The following is an 18,655-nucleotide window of genomic DNA, read 5'->3' as shown; positions in this document are numbered from 1 at the left end:
GACAAGCCCCTTTTTTTTGTCAATTTGTTTTCAACGAGCGAATGTGCATAAATGTCGCCTTGGCAATTGCAACGATCGGAACAGCAACAATTAAACCGATGATGCCACCGATTTCTCCACCAACAAATAGGGAAAACATAATAATAAGCGGATGTAAATGTAAGCTTTTCCCTACAATAAGCGGGGATAAAATGTTTCCTTCAATAAACTGCAATAAAAAGACGATTCCAACAGTAAGAAGCAATTTGTTTACTGATACGGTTGCAGCAATAATCGCCGCTGGAATGGCGCCAATAATTGGTCCGAAATACGGGATGACATTTGTAACCCCTACGATCATGCCAAGCAAAAGCGGATATTTCATATCAATAAGCCAAAACGAAAGCGCAGCAGCCGTTCCGATCAATAAACAGACGAGCAGTTGTCCACGAATATATCCACCGAGCGTTTGATCGACATCACGTAAAAATTGCATACCTTTATTGCGCCATTTTTTCGGCGTCCATTCCCATGCCGCTTTTTTGATAAGCTCCACATCTTTTAACATGTAAAATGCGATAAACGGAATAATAAAAAAGACGATGACTCGATTAATCAGCTGTTTTAGCCCGATAATTGTTCCCGTAACCGCCCCGCTAATAAACGTTTCTGCTTCTGTAATCATCGTTTCAATTCGTTTATGAACATCGTAAGGCCATGTGGCCGTTTCTTCATGAATATAATTCGTCCATTGTTCATACGTACGAACAAATATCGGTAAGCTTTTATTTAAATCTTCTAGCTGAGCAATAAACAACGGTGCCCCTTTGTAAACAGCAAAACCAATTCCGCCAAAAAATAATGCATAAATGGCGAGAATGGCAAGCGCTCTCGGCATACCTCGCTTATGAACGTATTCAACAACAGGATGCAATAAGTATGTAATGAATGCGGCGATGAGAAAAGGGGTCATAATTTTAATAAATACATGTAAAAACGGCAGCCATACCGACTGAAGCTTTACAATAAAATATAAGCAAACTAAAATGAATAGCAACTTCGTTAAACGAACGAAAAAATGGAGATGCGGGTGTTCCAAACTGATCCCTCCTTTACTCATATAGTGTGGGAACAAATAGAAGATGTTATACAAAAACCGGCAACCTCAAATGAGACTGCCGGTTTTTTGTTACATAAATGGACGTAACATTTGTTTACCTACTTTTCGCACGTTGCGCATATTCATGCCACCGTTTCGTTGCGCTAATTGATATGCGGCTACTCCTGCACCGATCGCAATTAAAGAAGCGATTGTTCGATTCATGTTCATTCTCCTTTCATTACGAAAACAAAGTTCGTTCTTGTTCACTAAACAAATCGTCAAGCGAGCTAAGCGTTCCATCTTCTTCGACTTGGTGCGTATAAATCATTCCTTTTTGAACGGTTAGCTCAATAAAGCAATTCCAGCAATAATATTGATTGACGCCGATTTTACCTAAATCTTTACTTTGACAATTCGGACACTTTAACATAAAAAGGCACGCTCCTTTTTATTTTTTCTTCTATCTTTGTCATTTTTTTACCCAAACATACATCATTGGAAAAGAAGCGTGCCGATATGTGTGTCCATTGTTATGTTACGTCATTTTCCATGAAGTCATACGGGGTAACACCTTCCATTCCGATGTTTGCATCTTCCATCGGAAGTAGTTGTTGTTCAGGTGAAAGAGCAGCGATTAATTTTTCGTATAATGTCGTCTGTCTCGTTCCATCTTCTGTTCGCATGACCCCAAGCTGGAACGCTTCTTCTTCACCGCATAAAATTAAATATTGCTTACTGCGCGTAATAGCTGTATACAATAAATTGCGCCTTAACATGCGATAATAACTTTTTACAACAGGCAAAATGACGATCGGAAATTCGCTTCCTTGCGATTTATGAATCGAACAACAGTAAGCGTGCGTAATTTGATTCAATTCTTGTTTTGGGTATGTCACTTCGTTTCCATCAAACGAAACGACAACGAGATCTTGTTTTTCTACGTTTTCGTTGGCATAGAAAATCGCAACGATCTCACCGATATCGCCATTAAACACATTTTCATCCGGCTGATTGACTAGCTGCAACACTTTATCGCCTACTCGATAAACAACATCACCAAACGTAAGCTCTCGTTTATGATCATGTTTTGGATTAAATAATTGTTGTAACGTCTCATTCAATCGATCAATTCCCGCATGACCGCGATACATCGGTGCGAGCACTTGAACATCTTTCGCGCGATATCCTTTTTGCTTTGCATTTTCAGCTACTTTTTTTACGACGTCAACGACTTGTCCGCCCGTGCAACGAATAAATGAACGGTCTTTTTGTGGAAACGTCAAATCGTGAGGAATGTTTCCATCTTTAATCGCATGAGCAAGGGAAATGATCGACGAACCTTCTGCTTGACGATAAATGTCTGTTAGCCGAACGGTTGGAATGACGTTTGCGCGAAGCAAGTCTTTTAACACTTGTCCCGGACCGACAGAAGGTAATTGGTCTTCGTCACCAACGAAAATGACTTGCATGGACGATGGAACAGACTTTAACAACTGATTCGCCAGCCACGTATCGACCATGGACATTTCATCGACAATTAACAACTTTCCGTAAATTGGTTCGTCTTCCCCCCGTTGAAACCCGTCGCCACTCCAGCCGAGCAAACGATGAATCGTCATCGCTGGCAATCCTGTCGATTCCGTCATTCGTTTCGCCGCTCGTCCGGTTGGAGCAGCAAGTAAAATCGGAAACGGCTCGTCTGCATCATAGCTCGCAGGATCAAGCGATAACCCGTGCAATTTTGCGAATAAATGCACGATACCGTTAATGACCGTCGTTTTTCCTGTGCCTGGTCCCCCGGTTAAAATGAACAAAGGCGAACAAAGCGCTTGCTGAATCGCTTCTTTTTGTTTTTGCGAATATTGAATATTTGCTTCTTCTTCCCATTCACCGAGCGCAAGCAAAAATTCCGCTTCAGAAAATGTTGACATATCGGATTGTTGCAATAGTCTTTTAACGTTTGACACGATGCCTTTTTCCGCAAAATATAACGAAGGGATATAAAAACGATCTTCTTCAACGATTAACTTTCCTTCCTCAGATAAATGGACGATTTCGCGGGAAATACAAGCGATGTCGACGAGTTCTTGCCGCTTCGCCTCTAATAGTTGTTTCACTTCCGTAAGCAGTTGTTCATACGTCATATACACATGCCCTTCTTGCATACAATGTTGCTCAATAACGTATAAACAACCTGCACGAATGCGATCTGGATGATTCCCAGAAATACCGAGTTGCAAACCGAGGTCATCAGCGCGACCAAATCCGATCCCTTCAACATCTTCTACAAGTTGATATGGGTTTGTGCGAATGATTTGTAACGTTTCATCTTTGTACACTTGATAAATTTTCATTGATAATTGAGGCCCGAAGCCAAATTGCGATAAAGCAATCATAATTTGTTCTAGTCCTTCATGTTCGCGCAACGTCTCATATAGCTGCTTTGCTTTTGCTTTTGTTAACTTCGGTACGTTCGCAAGCACATCGGGATCTTCTAATATTTTTGAAATCGCTCGCTCACCTAACGTTTCTACGATCGCAGTTGCGGTTTTTTTACCAATTCCTTTAAACATGCCACCCGATAAATATTGAATGACTCCTTCTTTTGTTTCAGGAAACTCTTTGCGAAAATGCTCGACAACATATTGTTTGCCAAAGCGCGGATGTTCTTTAAATGAGCCGAAAAACGTATATGTATCATACTCACCGAGCAAAGGGAAATAGCCTGTCACAACAACATCTTTTTCTATATGCGCTTCATTTGTTTCTTCGACACGCACACGAATAACCGAATATAAATTGTCTTCGTTATGAAAAATGGTACCGACATGGACGCCTTTAATAAACGATCGCCCGTCTAAGTCTAACTGTTGTTGCAACGCCATCCCTCCCTTGTTTTTACTGTAATGCTTGTTCCATTAGCTTTTTCCCATGACCTGCTAACAAATGATCTGGCTGAATAGCAAGCGCCCTTTCAAACATCGCATGTGCCGTTTTCGGATCATCTTTGTACGCATACGCGACACCTAAATTGTAATACGCATCTGCATGTTGATCGTTTAAATGAATCGTCCGTTCAAAATACGTCATCGCCTCATCGACAAACTGTAATTGAGCTAAGCAAAGTCCGAGCTGAAACGTCGCTTCGACATCGCGCTCGTTTAATTCTACTGCCCGCTGAAAATATGGCATCGCCAAACGCGGTTGTTCTAAGTACATGAGCGACATGCCAAGCATAAAAAACACATCGCCATCTGTTAATCCGGCCTGAATGGCTCGTTCAAACTGTTCTTTTGCTCGTTCGAACTGTTGGCGATTGTAATAAATCGATCCGAGTCCGTAATAAGCTGTCGCTGCTTTTTCATCCAGTTCAAGTGCTTTATGGAAAAAGCGAATCGCTTTTTCTTCTTCACCGACGGCTGCTAATACGTTTCCAAAATTAATGTAACCAACAGGATCGGTCGGGTTTTGTTCAATTGCTTCATGAAAACATTTGACCGCTTCTTCATATTTTCCTTGCTGCATATATTGAATGCCTTGTGTATTGTAATCCATTTCTCTCACCTCATATGCATATTATAACAAAAAAGCCTTCAACTCGTCTGTTGAGTTGAAGGTTAGCCAACATATGTCAGTCTTTCACCGTTGCGAAACACTTGATCGATCGTCCCGCCGCCTAGACATTGTTCACCGTGATAAAACACAACCGCTTGTCCCGGCGTCACTGCGCGCACGCGTTGGCTAAATGATACACGCGCTGTCGTCTCGTCAATCATTTCTAAAGTAACTGGCACATCTGGTTGACGATAACGGAATTTTGCCGTACATGAAATCGGTTCGTGCGGCTTTCGATCACTTACCCAATTGACATTCGTCGCAATAATGGCATCCGAATAAAGCAATTCATTATCAAAACCTTGTGCGACGTATAAAATGTTGTCTTTTAAATTTTTCCCAACAACGAACCAAGGCTCCCCGCTACCACCGATACCAAGTCCGTGGCGTTGTCCGATCGTATAATACATTAAGCCATCGTGCGTGCCTTTCACTTCTCCACCGAGCGTTTGCATCTCGCCCGGTTGTGCAGGTAAATAATTGCTTAAAAACTGTTTAAAATTGCGTTCACCGATAAAACAAATGCCCGTGCTATCTTTTTTTCCTGCTGTTGCAAGCCCCGCCTCTTTTGCTATTTCACGCACTTGCGATTTTTGCAATTCTCCAATCGGAAACAGCACTTTCGATAATTGCGCTTGTCCGAGCTGATTTAAAAAGTACGTTTGATCTTTATTCGCATCTAATCCGCGCAACAATTGATATTCTCCATCGCGATAGGCAACGCGGGCATAATGTCCTGTCGCTAAATAGTCCGCTCCAAGCGCCATCGCATGTTCTAAAAATGCTTTAAATTTAATTTCTTTATTGCACATAACGTCTGGGTTTGGCGTGCGCCCTGCTTTATATTCTTCTAAAAAATACGTAAATACTTTCTCCCAATATTGTTTTTCGAAGTTAACCGCATAATACGGAATACCAATTTGGTTGCACACACGCACAACATCTTCATAATCTTCCGTTGCTGTACATACCCCGTTTTCATCTGTATCATCCCAGTTTTTCATAAAAATGCCGATCACATCGTATCCTTGTTGTTTTAGCAATAATGCGGCTACTGATGAGTCAACTCCACCGGACATGCCTACGACTACTCTCGCCATCATTTTACCTCCTTTCATGCTTTCGTTAGTCGCTTCACAATTTTTGCAATATCATATGCAGCACGTTCCACTTGTTCGATCGTATTTCCATACCCAAAACTAAAACGAACAGAAGAACGAATGCGATCCGATTCATTTCCGTACATCGCTACTAACACATGTGACGGATCAATGGAGCCAGCTGTACATGCCGAGCCGCTTGACGCGGCAATACCCGCTAAATCTAAATTGACAAGCAACGCTTCTACATTTGTTCCGAAAAACGCAACATTTAATACGTGTGGCAAGCGATTTGTTTCATGGCCGTTTACCGCGTAATCAATGCCTTCTTGTTCAAATGTCGTAAGCATAATCCGCTGAAACTGTTCATACAACCCTCTTTTTTCAGCCATTGTTTGTTGTGCGAGTTCAGCTGCTTTTTGCAATCCGACAATACCTGGTACGTTTTCTGTCCCTGCACGTCGCTTTCGCTCTTGTTCTCCGCCGTATATGTGCGGTGTCAGACGAACACCTTCACGTACGTATAAAAAACCTACTCCTTTTGGTCCGTTAATTTTATGGCTAGATACAGAAAGTAAATCAATGCCGAGTTCACCCACATGAATTGGAATGAGGCCATATGCTTGTACCGCATCCGTATGAAAATACGCATCATGGTCCCGAAGCAATTGGCCAATGTCGTGAATCGGTTGCAACACGCCTGTTTCATTGTTTCCGAACATAATGGACACAATGATTGTGTCATCGCGCAAAGCGCTTTTTACTTGTTCAACCGAAATCATGCCATGCTCATCAACAGGTAAATACGTGACATCAAATCCTTGTTTCTGTAAATATTTGCACGTGTTTAATACAGCATGATGTTCGACAGACGTTGTAATGATGTGTCGTCCTCTCTCGCGATTCGCCATTGCCACACCAATGATCGCTAAATTATCCGCCTCTGTTCCACCGCTTGTAAAAACGATTTCGTTCGCTTTAGCTCCGATCGTCTTGGCCATTGTCTCTCGCGCTTCATCAAGTGCACGTCGTGTTTCACGACCGAACGAATGAATGCTTGACGGGTTACCAAAATATGTTGTCATGTAAGGTACCATTGCCTCTACGACTTCCGGATGGACAGGAGACGTCGCTGCGTGGTCTAAATAAATGCGCTCCAAATACATTCTCCTTTCCTAGATATAAAACATATATGCATCACCATGGTCATCCGCATGGCTTGCTAAGTCTTCAAGCGTTGTGCTATCTAACACTTCTTTTACCGCATCGCGAATACGCATCCATAGTTCCCGCTTCGCTGGTTCCTCATCTTCTAGTTCTTCAACGACTTGCAACGGTCCTTCTAACACACGAATGACATCACCTGCAGTAATTTTTGACGGTTCATCCGCTAAAATATAACCGCCATACGCTCCGCGAATACTTTTCACCAAACCAGCATTTCGCAATGGGGAAATGAGTTGTTCTAAATAATGCTCGGATAAATTGTTCGTTTGAGCAATCGATTTTAATGAAATCGGTCCCTCTCCATATCGTTTTGCCAACTCAATCATAATCGTTAAACCGTATCGACCTTTTGTAGATATTTTCAAACGAATCATCCCCTCATTCACTGTCAAAAGAAACACAAGCCATTATAACATAAAAATGCGAAACAGAGGAACGTTACTGTTTTTTTCGCTCATATAACCGCTCATATACGTAAGCGAGTTGCTTTTCTTCGCCGCTTTTTTTCGGTTGATAATATTGCACTTCGATTAAATCATCAGGCAAGTATTGTTGTGCCACCCAACCGTACGGATAATCGTGTGGATATTTATACCCTATTCCGCGTCCAAGATGTTTCGCGCCCGCATAGTGAGCGTCTTGTAAATGAAGCGGAATCGACTGTCCTTTTCCGTTTCGCACATCCATAAGCGCTTGATCGATTGCCTTATAGGCGCTATTTGATTTCGGCGATAAACACATGTCAATCGTCACGACTGAAAGCGGAATGCGTGCTTCTGGCATACCAAGACGTTCTGCGGCTTCGATCGCGCTCATCACTTTCACGCCGATCAGCGGATTCGCTAATCCAATATCTTCATAAGCAATAACCGCAAGGCGACGACAAACAGGGGTAAGATCTCCGCCCTCAAGCAGTCGCGCTAAATAATGAAGCGAAGCGTCTACGTCACTTCCACGAATACTTTTTTGAAGAGCTGAAAGTAAAGAATAATACGTGTCTCCTTGTTTATCATACGTCAATGCTCTTTTTTCTACACAAAACGAAACGGTATGTAAATCTACAACGGCACGTTGATCGTCTTGCTTCGTTGCATATACCGCTTCTTCCAACAAAGTTAAAGCTGCACGCGCATCGCCGTTTGCTCCTTCAGCAATCATCGAAAGCGCCTCATCGCTAATGTCAATATGCCAATCACCTAATCCTCGTTCACGATCGGTTAGAGCGCGGTGTAATAATTCGAGCGTCTTCTCTTTTGCCAATGGCTTCAACTGTTTAATTTGTCCTAAGCGACTTCGAACAGCCGGATTAATCGAATGAAATGGATTTTCTGTCGTTGCTCCAATAAGCGTAATAAGGCCGTTTTCGACGTGTGGCAATAAATAGTCTTGCTGCGCTTTTGTGAAACGATGAATTTCATCAATAAATAAAATGACGTTGCCTTCAAATCGGGCATCTGCCACAATTTCTTCGATTTCTTTTTTTCCTGCCGTCGTTGCATTGAGCATGTAAAACGGACGTTGTACCGTTCCAGCAATCGCATAAGCGAGCGATGTTTTCCCGACACCGGGCGGTCCGTAAAGCAATAACGATGGCACATAACCATTTTTAATCATTCGATATAGTGCTGTATGTGAACCGATGACATCGTCTTGTCCGATGACTTCATCAATCGTACGCGGGCGCATACGATAAGCAAGCGGCTCTTGAGCAAATAACATCATTTTTTCACCTCACAATGCTAGTGCTGCACGTAAGGCAGGAACAAACTGACGCATGTTACTTTGTTGTAAATATAAAAGAAACGCTTCAACAATCGCTTTTCTTGGGTCATCTCGTTGTATTTCTGTTTTTAATTGTTTGAGTACCTCCACGATATAATGATCGCTCGCCTCTTCGATCATCTCCTCAATAAGCGCAAGGGCACGTGTTTTTTCTGCTTGGGCATCATGGCTTAGCAATGGCATGTCGTGCTGTAAACTATCGACAATCACATCAAGCCGCTCGATTAAAAAAGGGGCTAATCGTTGAAAAGGAAATGACTTTTGTTCAAACAGAGCAAAAAATAAATATTCTTTTAACATGCCATTTAACATGATGGCACAATCAAGCACATACGGACGAATACGTTCCCCGTATACATCGATAAGTGATTGAACGTACCAGTCAAATAAATGGGAACGAATGCGCAAAACAAGCGCGTGAACGTCTTCGCTAACTTTTTGTGCATGATCGCCCATATGCATTTGTACAATTTCTTTATGCTGTTCAAACGCTTCAATTTGCAAAGAAAGTTGTTTTAAAAATTTTTCACGTGCTGTCAGCGATCGATCAGAAGCGATACGTGCAAATTGTTGAAAAAGCTGATCGTAATGATATTGAAAAATGGACAGCACAATTTCCTCTTTTGACTTAAAGTAATTGTATAGCGATCCTTTAGCTAACTGGCTATGTTCAGCAATTTCTTGCATCGTCGTAGCGTGATATCCTTTTTCAGCAAATAGTTTCATCGCCACTTCAATAATTTGCTCTTTTCTGCTCACTCGGCCTCATCCTTATTGTTCTTTTCTCATCTTAATTATAACATAACAGGCTGACCGAATTTCAGTCAGCCTGTCACCAGTTATGCCTGTCGTTCTTTTTTCGCTTGACGGAAGAAAAATAGTTCGTATACAACAGGAACGAGAATTAACGTCAATAACGTTGATGACGTCAATCCACCAATAACCGTAATCGCTAATCCTTTAGAAATGAGCGTTCCTGATGATTTCGTAAGCGCAAGCGGAATAAGTGCCGCAACTGTCGCAAATGCTGTCATTAAAATTGGACGTAACCGCGTTTTTCCCGCTTCAATGAGCGCTTGACGAATCGTCATTCCTTTTTGCTCACGATTTTGTCCGATGCGGTCAACGAGAACGATCGCATTCGTTGTAACAATTCCAATGAGCATTAATAAACCGATCATGACGCTGACGGACATCGGTTCATTCGCAATAAACAAGCCGAGCAACGAACCGATTGGAACGAACACAAGCGATGATAAAATAATAAACGGAATGCGCGCTTTTCCAAACGTAATGAGCATTGTAATATACACAAGCCCAATCGCTACAACCATCGCTAAACCGAGCTGTTGGAACGTTTCTACTGTTTCGTCGCTTCCGCCACCGCCTTCGAGTGAGACGTCTTTTGGTAAATCAATTTCTTTTTTCACGCCATTGATGACATCTTGTGTGACTTTTTGAATGTTGTCACCAACGACTTGAGCAGAAACACGTGCGAATACTTTTCCGTCCAGCTTTTGAATGGATGTAAATGTATCGACTTCTTGGACGTCTGCCAATTGTTTTACTGGCACTGGTCCGAACTTTGTGAAAATAAGTGTGTTTTCTAACTCTTCGATCGATGCCATTTGTTTGTCATATGACAATTGTACTGTCCGCTCTTCATCGTCTAACGTCAACGTACCGACTTGAACCGGACGGGTTTGATCGGCGATTGTACCGAGAATTTGGAAGCCTGATACACCGTATTCCATTGCTTTGTTCGTGTCGATGTTAACGACTACTTGCTTTTGTTTATCTGTAAAATTATTTGTGACATATTTCAAATCGTCGCGCGTTTTTAAGTAAGCTTCTACATCTTTCGCCGCTTGTTGTAGTGCATTTAAGTTGGTCGAGTACAAGTCAATATTCACGTTATTGTTTGACGGCGGTCCACCTGTTTGTAACTCTTGAACGCCGACTTTTGCACCTTTCACTTCCGCTTGGGCGATTGCTTCCATTTCTTTTTCCAACTTTTTAATAAATGCGCTCACGTTCGTGTCTTCTTTCAACGTAATAAAATAGTTCGCTTGGTTTTTCCGCTTTAATCCGCTACGGAAGTCACGGCTACCAATTCCTGCAGTAACTTCTTCAATCTCCTTCATCGAAGCAAACATATTTTCGATTTTTAACGATACATCGTTCGTTTTTTCTAATGGCGTAGACGATGGCAGTTCGACTGCAGCAATTAATGATTTTTGCTCTTCGTTTGGAATAAATGTAAAGCCTAACTTCGGTACAATGGCAAATGAACTACCGAGCAATAAAACGGACAAGAATAAGACGGTTTTTTTATGATTCAACGCCCATTCAATTGCTTTACCGTAAGCTCGTTGCAACGCCCCTTCCTTTTCTTCTGGCGGCACTTTTTTAAACGAAAACTTCGCTAAAATTGGAACAATCGTAATGGCAACAACGAGCGACATTAAAAGGGAAAACACAATCGTTAACGCAAATGGTAAGAAAAACTCACCTGTTACGCCACCAACAAGACCGAGCGGTAAAAAGACAACGACTGTTGTAATGGTGGACGATGTAATTGCCTTTAAAATTTCTTTCGTTGAGTCTTCGACAAGTTCATCTGTCATCCCGGTTTTCGATTTGCGCACACGTCGGAAAATGTTTTCGATGACAACGATGCTATCGTCAACTACTCGCCCGACCGCAACGGCCATTCCACCTAACGTCATAATGTTTAAAGAAATATCCATTCTCTGCAAGAAAATAGATGCGACTAATAACGAAAGGGGAATGGAAACAATTGCAATAATTGTTGCGCGCACGTTTCGTAAAAAGACGAGCACTGCAATGGATGCAAACAATGCTCCGAGCAATCCTTCTCGCACAAGCGTTTCAACGGACTTTTTAATTCCTTCAGCAGAATCAAATCCTATTGCATAGTCTATTTTGTCTTTATATTTGTCAAGCACGTTTAGTACTTTCTCCGCCACTTCAACCGTGTTCGCATCTTGCTTTTTCGTAATCGCCATCGATAAAGATGGTTGTAAGTTGTAGCGCGTAATTTCTCCTTGGTCTGTCACTGCTTCAATCGTCGCTACATCTTTTAACGTAATTTTTTGAGGAACTTGCTGACCACTTGCTGGTGCTCCCGGTGCTGCATTCATCATTGGAGAAGACAACGGTAAATTTTCAAGTTGTTTTATCGTTTCAATTTTTTGTTGTACGCGAATCGGAATTTGTACTGTTTCTGTTTGAACGTTTCCGGCAGGGAACGCTAAAAACTTTTCATTAATTTGTTCTTTAATTTGCGTTAAGCTTAAGCCGTACTGCAATGCTTTTTGTTTATCCACTGTAATTTGAACAATGTCTTCTTCCATTCCACCGACAGAAATGGAGTTAATGCCATTAATTTTTTTCAACTCTGGAATAATTGTATCATCCAACAGCTGTTGTACGTCCGTATTCCCTTTTGCAAATAAAGAAATATTATAAATCGGGAACGTACCAAACGAGAAGCGATTCACTTTCGTCTGCACGTTTTCTGGCAAATTCGCTTCTTTCATCAGCGATTCAACTTGGCGTTCAACTTCGTCCATATCTGTGTTGAACGGAAACTCTAGGTTAATAATAGAAATACTTTCAAACGATGTGCTCTGGAGCTTCTTTACTCCTTCAACTCCTTTGAACTTTTCCTCTAACTTTGTCGTCACTTGCTCATTCATATCTTCTGGTGAAGCGCCTGGATAAATGACTTCTACAGATAGTTGCGGAAACTCGATATTTGGTAACAAGTCAACTTTTAAAGAAGAAAATGAGTATAGTCCGCCTAATATGAGTAGAAATGAAATGATGAATACGGCGACTGCATTCTTTAAACTAAACCTCGTTAAAAAGTTCATCTCGCTCTTCCTTTCTTTCTCGAAATATGACCAATTGGTCGTTTCACTACGACCATACAGTCACAATTTCACTATAATTCAAATTCCTTTTCTTTGCAACTAATAATGTGCTGTAAAAAAGCGCAAAGGAGTTCCCTTTGCGCTCATTGTTGATCGACACGTTGGATCGGAATATCTTTTAATAATTGTTGTACGACATGTGCAGCCATGATGAGGCCAGCAACCGATGGAACAAACGCATTTGATGATGGCGGCATTTTTGCCTTACGAATGGTTGTCTCATCATTTCCTACTTCTTTTCGAACGTCTTCGCGAATGACGATTGGGCTTTCATCTGAGAAAACAACGGTGATACCTTTTTTAATTCCTTCTTTTCTCAATCTTGTGCGAATAACTTTTGCAATCGGATCCGTATGCGTTTTGGAAATATCAGCGATGCGAAAACGTGTCGGATCCATTTTATTTGCCGCTCCCATGCTCGAAATGATCGGAATGTTTCGTTCTAAACATTGTTTCATCAAATGAATTTTATACGAAATTGTATCCGATGCGTCAATGACGTAGTCGATGTTATACGAAAAAATTTGCTCATATGTTTCTTCTGTATAAAACATTTTTAATGCAATCACTTCGCACGCTGGGTTAATGTCAGCGATCCGCTCTTTCATCACTTCTACTTTCGGACGTCCGACAGTTGACAATAGTGCATGAATTTGACGATTGACGTTTGTAATGTCAATATCATCTTTGTCAATTAAAATAAGACGCCCAACACCTGAGCGGGCAAGCGCCTCGACGGCGAATGAGCCGACACCACCGATACCGAGAATCGCAACAGTACTTTCACTTAATCGTTTTAATCCTTCTTTTCCGATCGCAAGTTCGTTACGAGAAAATTGATGTAACATGTTTTTCCTCCTATATGTAAGTATTTCAATCGGATATACATGCATTATGGCACAAAAAAAGCCTCAACGTAAAGCATGTTCTTTACGTCAAGGCTTTATTCGTTTTTGTTTCCTAAGTCCCAATCGTGCCGTCGCTGATGGCCTTTGTTTTGAACCCGCTCTCTCACAGGTGGGTGCCCTGTTTCAAGCTTATGTACGTCCTCTCTATGTAAATGAGGCATGTACGCCACCTGAAAACCCGGGCTCCCGTATCACACATTGTTCGGTCAAAACAATAGGTGATACGACAAACACATCAGGACTTGTTGTTACTTGTATGTTAGCACACTTCGAACGTATTTGCAACGTTACAAATTTAGTCTACTTTTTGAACGTCTTTGATTCGCAAATGTAATTCTTCTAATTGCTCTTCACTAACTGCACTTGGCGCTTCCGTTAACAAGCAACTCGCGCTCGCTGTTTTCGGAAAGGCAATTGTATCACGCAAATTCGAACGACCCGCGAGCAACATGACAAGCCGGTCTAATCCAAGCGCAATTCCCCCATGTGGAGGCGTACCGTATTCAAATGCTTCGAGCAAAAAGCCAAACTGTTCACGCGCTTGTTCTTCAGTAAAACCAAGCGTTTTAAACATTTTTTCTTGTATATCCCGCTCGAAAATACGGAGTGAACCTCCACCTAACTCATATCCGTTTAACACAAGATCGTACGCTTGTGCACGAATGCTTGCTGGGTCTGTTTCAAACTTTGGCACATCTTCACGAACAGGCATGGTAAACGGATGATGCGCCGCATAATAGCGACCTTCTTCTTCGTCGTATTCAAACAGTGGCCAATCTGTAATCCATAAGAAATGAAATGCTGATTCGTCAATCAACTGTAAATCCTTTCCTAACTTTAAACGCAATGCACCAAGCGCATCGGCAACAACCGATTTTTTATCAGCGACAAATAACAATAAGTCAGCCGTTTCTGCTTCAAGTGTCTGCATCATTTGTTTTTGTTCATCTTCAGTGAAAAACTTAGCAATTGGACCTTTTAAACCGTCTGCTTCAACTTTCAACCAAGCTAATCCTTTTGCTCCATAACGAGCCACATATTCTGTTAACGCATCAATATCTTTACGCGAATATTTATCCGCAGCACCTTTCACATTGATCGCCTTTACTTGTCCACCGTTTTGGACGGCGCTTGCAAACACTTTAAACCCGCAATCTTTCACTTGCTCAGATAAATCAATAAGTTCCAGTCCAAAACGCGTATCTGGCTTGTCCGAACCGTAACGCGCAATCGCTTCATCGTATGACATGCGCGGGAAAGGAATAGAGATGTCGATCCCTTTTGCGACTTTCATGACACGCGCCATCATTCGCTCGATCATTGCTAAAATATCGTCTTGACTCATAAACGATGTTTCAATATCGACTTGTGTAAATTCTGGTTGACGATCAGCACGTAAATCTTCATCGCGGAAACAACGAGCAATTTGATAGTATCGTTCAAAGCCAGCGACCATTAATAATTGTTTAAAAATTTGCGGCGATTGTGGCAATGCATAAAACTCGCCTGGATGTACACGGCTTGGAACCAAGTAATCGCGCGCCCCTTCTGGCGTACTTTTCGTTAAAATTGGCGTTTCTACTTCTAAAAATCCTTCTTCGTCTAAAAAGTCGCGAATCGCTTTCGTTACTTGATGGCGCATTTGAAACGTCTGAAACATCACTGGGCGCCGTAAATCTAAGTAACGATATTTTAAGCGAACATCTTCGGATACGTCCGTTTTGTCCGAGATCGGAAACGGTGGCGTTTTTGCTTCACTTAAAATCGTCACGTGCGTCGCATGCACTTCAACCGTTCCAGTTGGTAAATTAGGATTTACTTGTCCTGCCTCCCGTTGAACGACCGTTCCTTTTACGTCTAACACGTATTCGCTACGAATCATTTCCGCTACTTGCAACGCCTCTTTCGATACATCTGGGCTAAATACAATTTGTACAATACCTGTGCGATCGCGCAAGTCGATAAAAATAAGCCCTCCGAGATCGCGACGTTTTTGCACCCATCCTTTTAAGCGCACCGTTTGACCAATCGATGTATCTGTTACTTCTCCACAATAATGCGTCCTTCCGAACATATTTTCCCCTCCTATTTCAATACGTTTTTCATATGTGAAACAAATATGTCAAGAGGCACTTCTTGCTGTTCTCCTGTTGCCATATGTTTCACGTTAATAACACCTTTTTGTAGTTCATCTTCCCCTAAAATCGCAACATATGTCGCATGTAAACGGTCGGCGGCTTTAAGCTGCGCTTTCACTTTGCGATCTTGATAATCTTTTTCTGCCGCAACACCTTCTTGACGAAGGGCAGCAACAAGCGCAACTGCTTCTTCTTTTGCTTGTTCTCCTAATGCCACAACATAACAGTCAATTCCTTCTGAAATCGGTAACGAAATGCCTTCAGCCTCTAATGCAGCAAGCAAGCGCTCAATGCTTAAAGCGAATCCAATACCAGGCGTTTCAGGTCCGCCAATTTCTTGAACGAGACCGTTATAACGTCCCCCGCCGCATAATGTCGTAATGGCGCCAAATCCTTCTGCCTCACTCATAATTTCAAACGCTGTGTGATTGTAATAGTCTAAACCGCGCACAAGTCGCGGATCGACTTCAAATGCGATGCCAAGCTTTTGTAAGTACATTTGTACTTTTTCAAAATATGTGCGCGACTGTTCATTTAAGTAATCAAGAATGGATGGAGCCGTGCGCATAAGCTCATGATCACGATCTTTTTTACAGTCTAAAATTCGCATTGGATTTTTATGTAACCGCGCTTGACAATCATCGCAAAACTCATGAATGCGAGGCTGGAAATGATCAATAAGCGCTTGTCGGTGCGATTTTCTACTTTCGACATCGCCTAAGCTATTGATGACAAGTTTCAATTTTTTCAGTCCGAGCGAGCGATATATGTCCATCGCTAAAGCAATGACTTCAGCATCAATGGCTGGATCGTTACTCCCGAGCGCTTCAACACCAAATTGGACGAACTGACGAAAACGACCTGCTTGCGGGCGTTCATAACGGAACATCGGTCCCATGTAATACAGTTTCACCGGTTGATTCGGATATCCGTACATTTTATTTTCAACAAATGAACGAACGACCGCTGCTGTTCCTTCTGGACGAAGGGTTAAACTTCGACCGCCACGATCTTCAAATGTGTACATTTCTTTTTGAACAATATCCGTTGTATCACCGACACCGCGTAAAAATAGTTCTGTATGTTCAAAAATTGGCGTGCGAATTTCTTGATAGTTGTAACGCCGACAAAGTTCGCGCGCAATTTGTTCAATATATTGCCATTTTGCTGCTTGTTCTGGCAAAATGTCTTGCGTCCCGCGCGGAATTTGAAATGACATATGTTTCCCTCCTTTAGTTTCTATGCAAATAAAAATCTCCCATCCCTAATAAATTAGGGACGAGAGACGAATTCCCGTGGTGCCACCCTAGTTGAAGCGCATGCTTCCACTTTCATCCGATAACGCCCGGAAAGCGTTCTCTCCTACTAACTGACGCGTTCAAAGAGAAACCTACGGAGTGTTCGTTCGTTAAGTCATCATGGAGAAATGCTTCCAGCCTATGGCATTTCCTCTCTGGCCATGTGTACTCTTAACTACTTTTCTCCATCATCGGCGAGATGTTGAATTTTCTTTATATATTACGGACGAACAAACCATTTGTCAAGATGACCTTATTTTCCGAAATACTGAAGCAATCCATTGCAAATCGCATCTGTCGCCGCTTGTTGATAGTCTTGTGACATAACAAACAACTCTTCATTCGGATTGCTTAAATAACCAAGTTCAAGCAATACAGAAGGGCGACTATTTTCACGCAACACATGGTAATTGCCACTTCGAACCCCACGTTGCTGGATGCCTGTTAAACGGCTGAGCGGATCAAACATCGCATTAGCGAGCGGACGATCAATTGATTTATAGTAATATACCGTTAAACCGCTTGCCGTCCGGTTTAATGCGCTATCGTAATGAATACTAATAAACGCATCTGCTTGATATTTCCCCGCTATGTAGACACGCTCACTAAGCGATAAAAAGCGATCATCTTCGCGCGTTAAAATGACATTCGCCCCCATTTGTTTTAGTTTTTCGCTTAACAACAATACCGTTTGTAACGTTAACATTTTTTCGATCGTTCCGTTTACACCTGTTGTACCGTAATCTTTTCCACCATGACCGGCATCAATGACAATCGTTTTTCCTACGATCGTTTGAGGTTGGGAAGGCGATGGTTGTTTGCTTACTTGAACGATCCATTCTGCGACATAACCTATCGTTTGAGCATCCACTTGAATGACATACCATTGTCCTTCTTTACGAATGACCGAAAACTGATCGCCACGTTTTGCTTTTGCAATAACAGGTGATTGCGTAGAAGGAGCAGAACGAATATTTGTATTGTCGTATAACATTTGGACGTATGTATTTTGTTCTGTATTTTTCTCAATATTTGCTATGTATGATCGATGCACCCAACCTTCTTTTCCTTCCCAGCGTACGTATATCCAATCGTTCTGTGTCATCGTCGCCGTTCCTTTTTCGTTGCGATTAACATAGCCGATGACCGCATACGTCGTTCCTGGTCCTTTACGAAGTCGTAATCCGTCTGCTTGGCATACAACAAGTTGTTGTATTTGTTTTTTCGCTTCAACCGATTCGTTTTGCGTTTGAACGTATTTTCCATGCACCCAACCTGTTCGATTCGAAGCGAGCCGAATTTGCAACCATTCTCCTCGCTTTTGAACAACAGCATATTGCTTGCCTTTCGCTATTTTTTCTTGCACAGGAAATGTCAATCCCGGACCGGTACGGACATTGAGTTGATTAACAGCGATGCGAACGTTCATTGCTGCCGTCGCACTCTGAGCGATCAACAACAAGCAGCAAAAAAGAAACAATGACGTCATGAACGATTTTTTCATGTTGCAAGAGCCTCCTACGTTGTCAATGGTCGCTACTTTATTT

At 42.0% G+C, this 18,655-nt stretch carries 15 protein-coding genes, 1 other RNA gene and 1 other annotated feature; all 16 genes read right to left on the bottom strand.

The genetic code is table 11. The features are described 5' to 3' along the window. Positions 1–19 precede the first annotated feature (19 nt). On the bottom strand, positions 20–1,078 hold the full coding sequence (locus CS060_RS08370) for an AI-2E family transporter (protein ID WP_099668876.1): 1,059 nt from the start codon (positions 1,076–1,078) through the stop codon (positions 20–22). Positions 1,079–1,168: 90 nt separating this feature from the next. After that, complete coding sequence (locus CS060_RS08365) at positions 1,169–1,309, bottom strand: YrzQ family protein (RefSeq protein ID WP_082180230.1); 141 nt, start codon at positions 1,307–1,309, stop codon at positions 1,169–1,171. Between the two features lie 10 nt (positions 1,310–1,319). After that, a complete protein-coding gene (locus CS060_RS08360) occupies positions 1,320–1,511 on the bottom strand; it encodes a YrzR-like zinc ribbon domain (protein ID WP_021093919.1) in 192 nt (63 codons plus the stop codon). A 100-nt stretch (positions 1,512–1,611) separates the two neighbouring features. Next, positions 1,612–3,966: an SF1B family DNA helicase RecD2 gene (gene recD2, locus CS060_RS08355; RefSeq protein WP_035046002.1), complete on the bottom strand. Its 2,355-nt coding sequence runs from the start codon at positions 3,964–3,966 to the stop codon at positions 1,612–1,614. Positions 3,967–3,979: 13 nt separating this feature from the next. Next, positions 3,980–4,636 carry a tetratricopeptide repeat protein gene (locus CS060_RS08350; protein WP_035046001.1) on the bottom strand — a complete coding sequence of 219 codons (657 nt, stop codon included), beginning with the start codon at positions 4,634–4,636 and terminating at the stop codon, positions 3,980–3,982. A gap of 62 nt (positions 4,637–4,698) precedes the next feature. Continuing rightward, positions 4,699–5,814: a tRNA 2-thiouridine(34) synthase MnmA gene (mnmA, locus tag CS060_RS08345; protein WP_035045999.1), complete on the bottom strand. Its 1,116-nt coding sequence runs from the start codon at positions 5,812–5,814 to the stop codon at positions 4,699–4,701. After that, positions 5,811–6,956 carry a cysteine desulfurase family protein gene (locus CS060_RS08340; protein ID WP_035045997.1) on the bottom strand — a complete coding sequence of 382 codons (1,146 nt, stop codon included), beginning with the start codon at positions 6,954–6,956 and terminating at the stop codon, positions 5,811–5,813. The genes mnmA and CS060_RS08340 overlap by 4 nt, the downstream gene beginning before the upstream one ends. Positions 6,957–6,971: 15 nt before the next feature. After that, on the bottom strand, positions 6,972–7,388 hold the full coding sequence (gene cymR / locus CS060_RS08335) for a cysteine metabolism transcriptional regulator CymR (protein ID WP_035046011.1): 417 nt from the start codon (positions 7,386–7,388) through the stop codon (positions 6,972–6,974). 73 nt (positions 7,389–7,461) lie between these two features. Beyond that, the gene (locus tag CS060_RS08330) at positions 7,462–8,742 is read right to left on the bottom strand and encodes a replication-associated recombination protein A (protein ID WP_099668874.1); all 1,281 of its coding nucleotides are present in this window, start codon (positions 8,740–8,742) and stop codon (positions 7,462–7,464) included. Positions 8,743–8,754: 12 nt separating this feature from the next. Next, positions 8,755–9,564 carry a TetR/AcrR family transcriptional regulator gene (locus tag CS060_RS08325; protein WP_035045995.1) on the bottom strand — a complete coding sequence of 270 codons (810 nt, stop codon included), beginning with the start codon at positions 9,562–9,564 and terminating at the stop codon, positions 8,755–8,757. Between the two features lie 80 nt (positions 9,565–9,644). Further along, positions 9,645–12,704: an efflux RND transporter permease subunit gene (locus tag CS060_RS08320; protein WP_035045993.1), complete on the bottom strand. Its 3,060-nt coding sequence runs from the start codon at positions 12,702–12,704 to the stop codon at positions 9,645–9,647. Between the two features lie 143 nt (positions 12,705–12,847). Further along, complete coding sequence (locus tag CS060_RS08315; RefSeq protein ID WP_035045991.1) at positions 12,848–13,612, bottom strand: tRNA threonylcarbamoyladenosine dehydratase; 765 nt, start codon at positions 13,610–13,612, stop codon at positions 12,848–12,850. Between the two features lie 112 nt (positions 13,613–13,724). Beyond that, positions 13,725–13,917, bottom strand: a non-coding RNA gene (ssrS, locus tag CS060_RS08310) — 6S RNA. A 50-nt stretch (positions 13,918–13,967) separates the two neighbouring features. Next, positions 13,968–15,746, bottom strand: a complete 1,779-nt coding sequence (aspS, locus tag CS060_RS08305) for an aspartate--tRNA ligase (protein WP_035045990.1) — start codon at positions 15,744–15,746, stop codon at positions 13,968–13,970. Positions 15,747–15,757: 11 nt separating this feature from the next. After that, positions 15,758–17,029 (bottom strand): histidine--tRNA ligase, encoded by a 1,272-nt coding sequence (gene hisS / locus CS060_RS08300; RefSeq protein ID WP_035045988.1) that lies wholly within the window; start codon positions 17,027–17,029, stop codon positions 15,758–15,760. Positions 17,030–17,081: 52 nt separating this feature from the next. After that, positions 17,082–17,309: a binding site (T-box leader), on the bottom strand. Between the two features lie 52 nt (positions 17,310–17,361). Continuing rightward, positions 17,362–18,612 carry an N-acetylmuramoyl-L-alanine amidase family protein gene (locus CS060_RS08295; protein ID WP_035045986.1) on the bottom strand — a complete coding sequence of 417 codons (1,251 nt, stop codon included), beginning with the start codon at positions 18,610–18,612 and terminating at the stop codon, positions 17,362–17,364. Positions 18,613–18,655: the final 43 nt, after the last annotated feature.

Origin of the sequence: Anoxybacillus flavithermus, from assembly GCF_002742685.1 — a bacterium.
Classification (GTDB): domain Bacteria; phylum Bacillota; class Bacilli; order Bacillales; family Anoxybacillaceae; genus Anoxybacillus; species Anoxybacillus flavithermus_E.
Note: the sequence above shows the minus strand (reverse complement) of the source record. Positions and strands in the feature narration are given on the sequence as shown.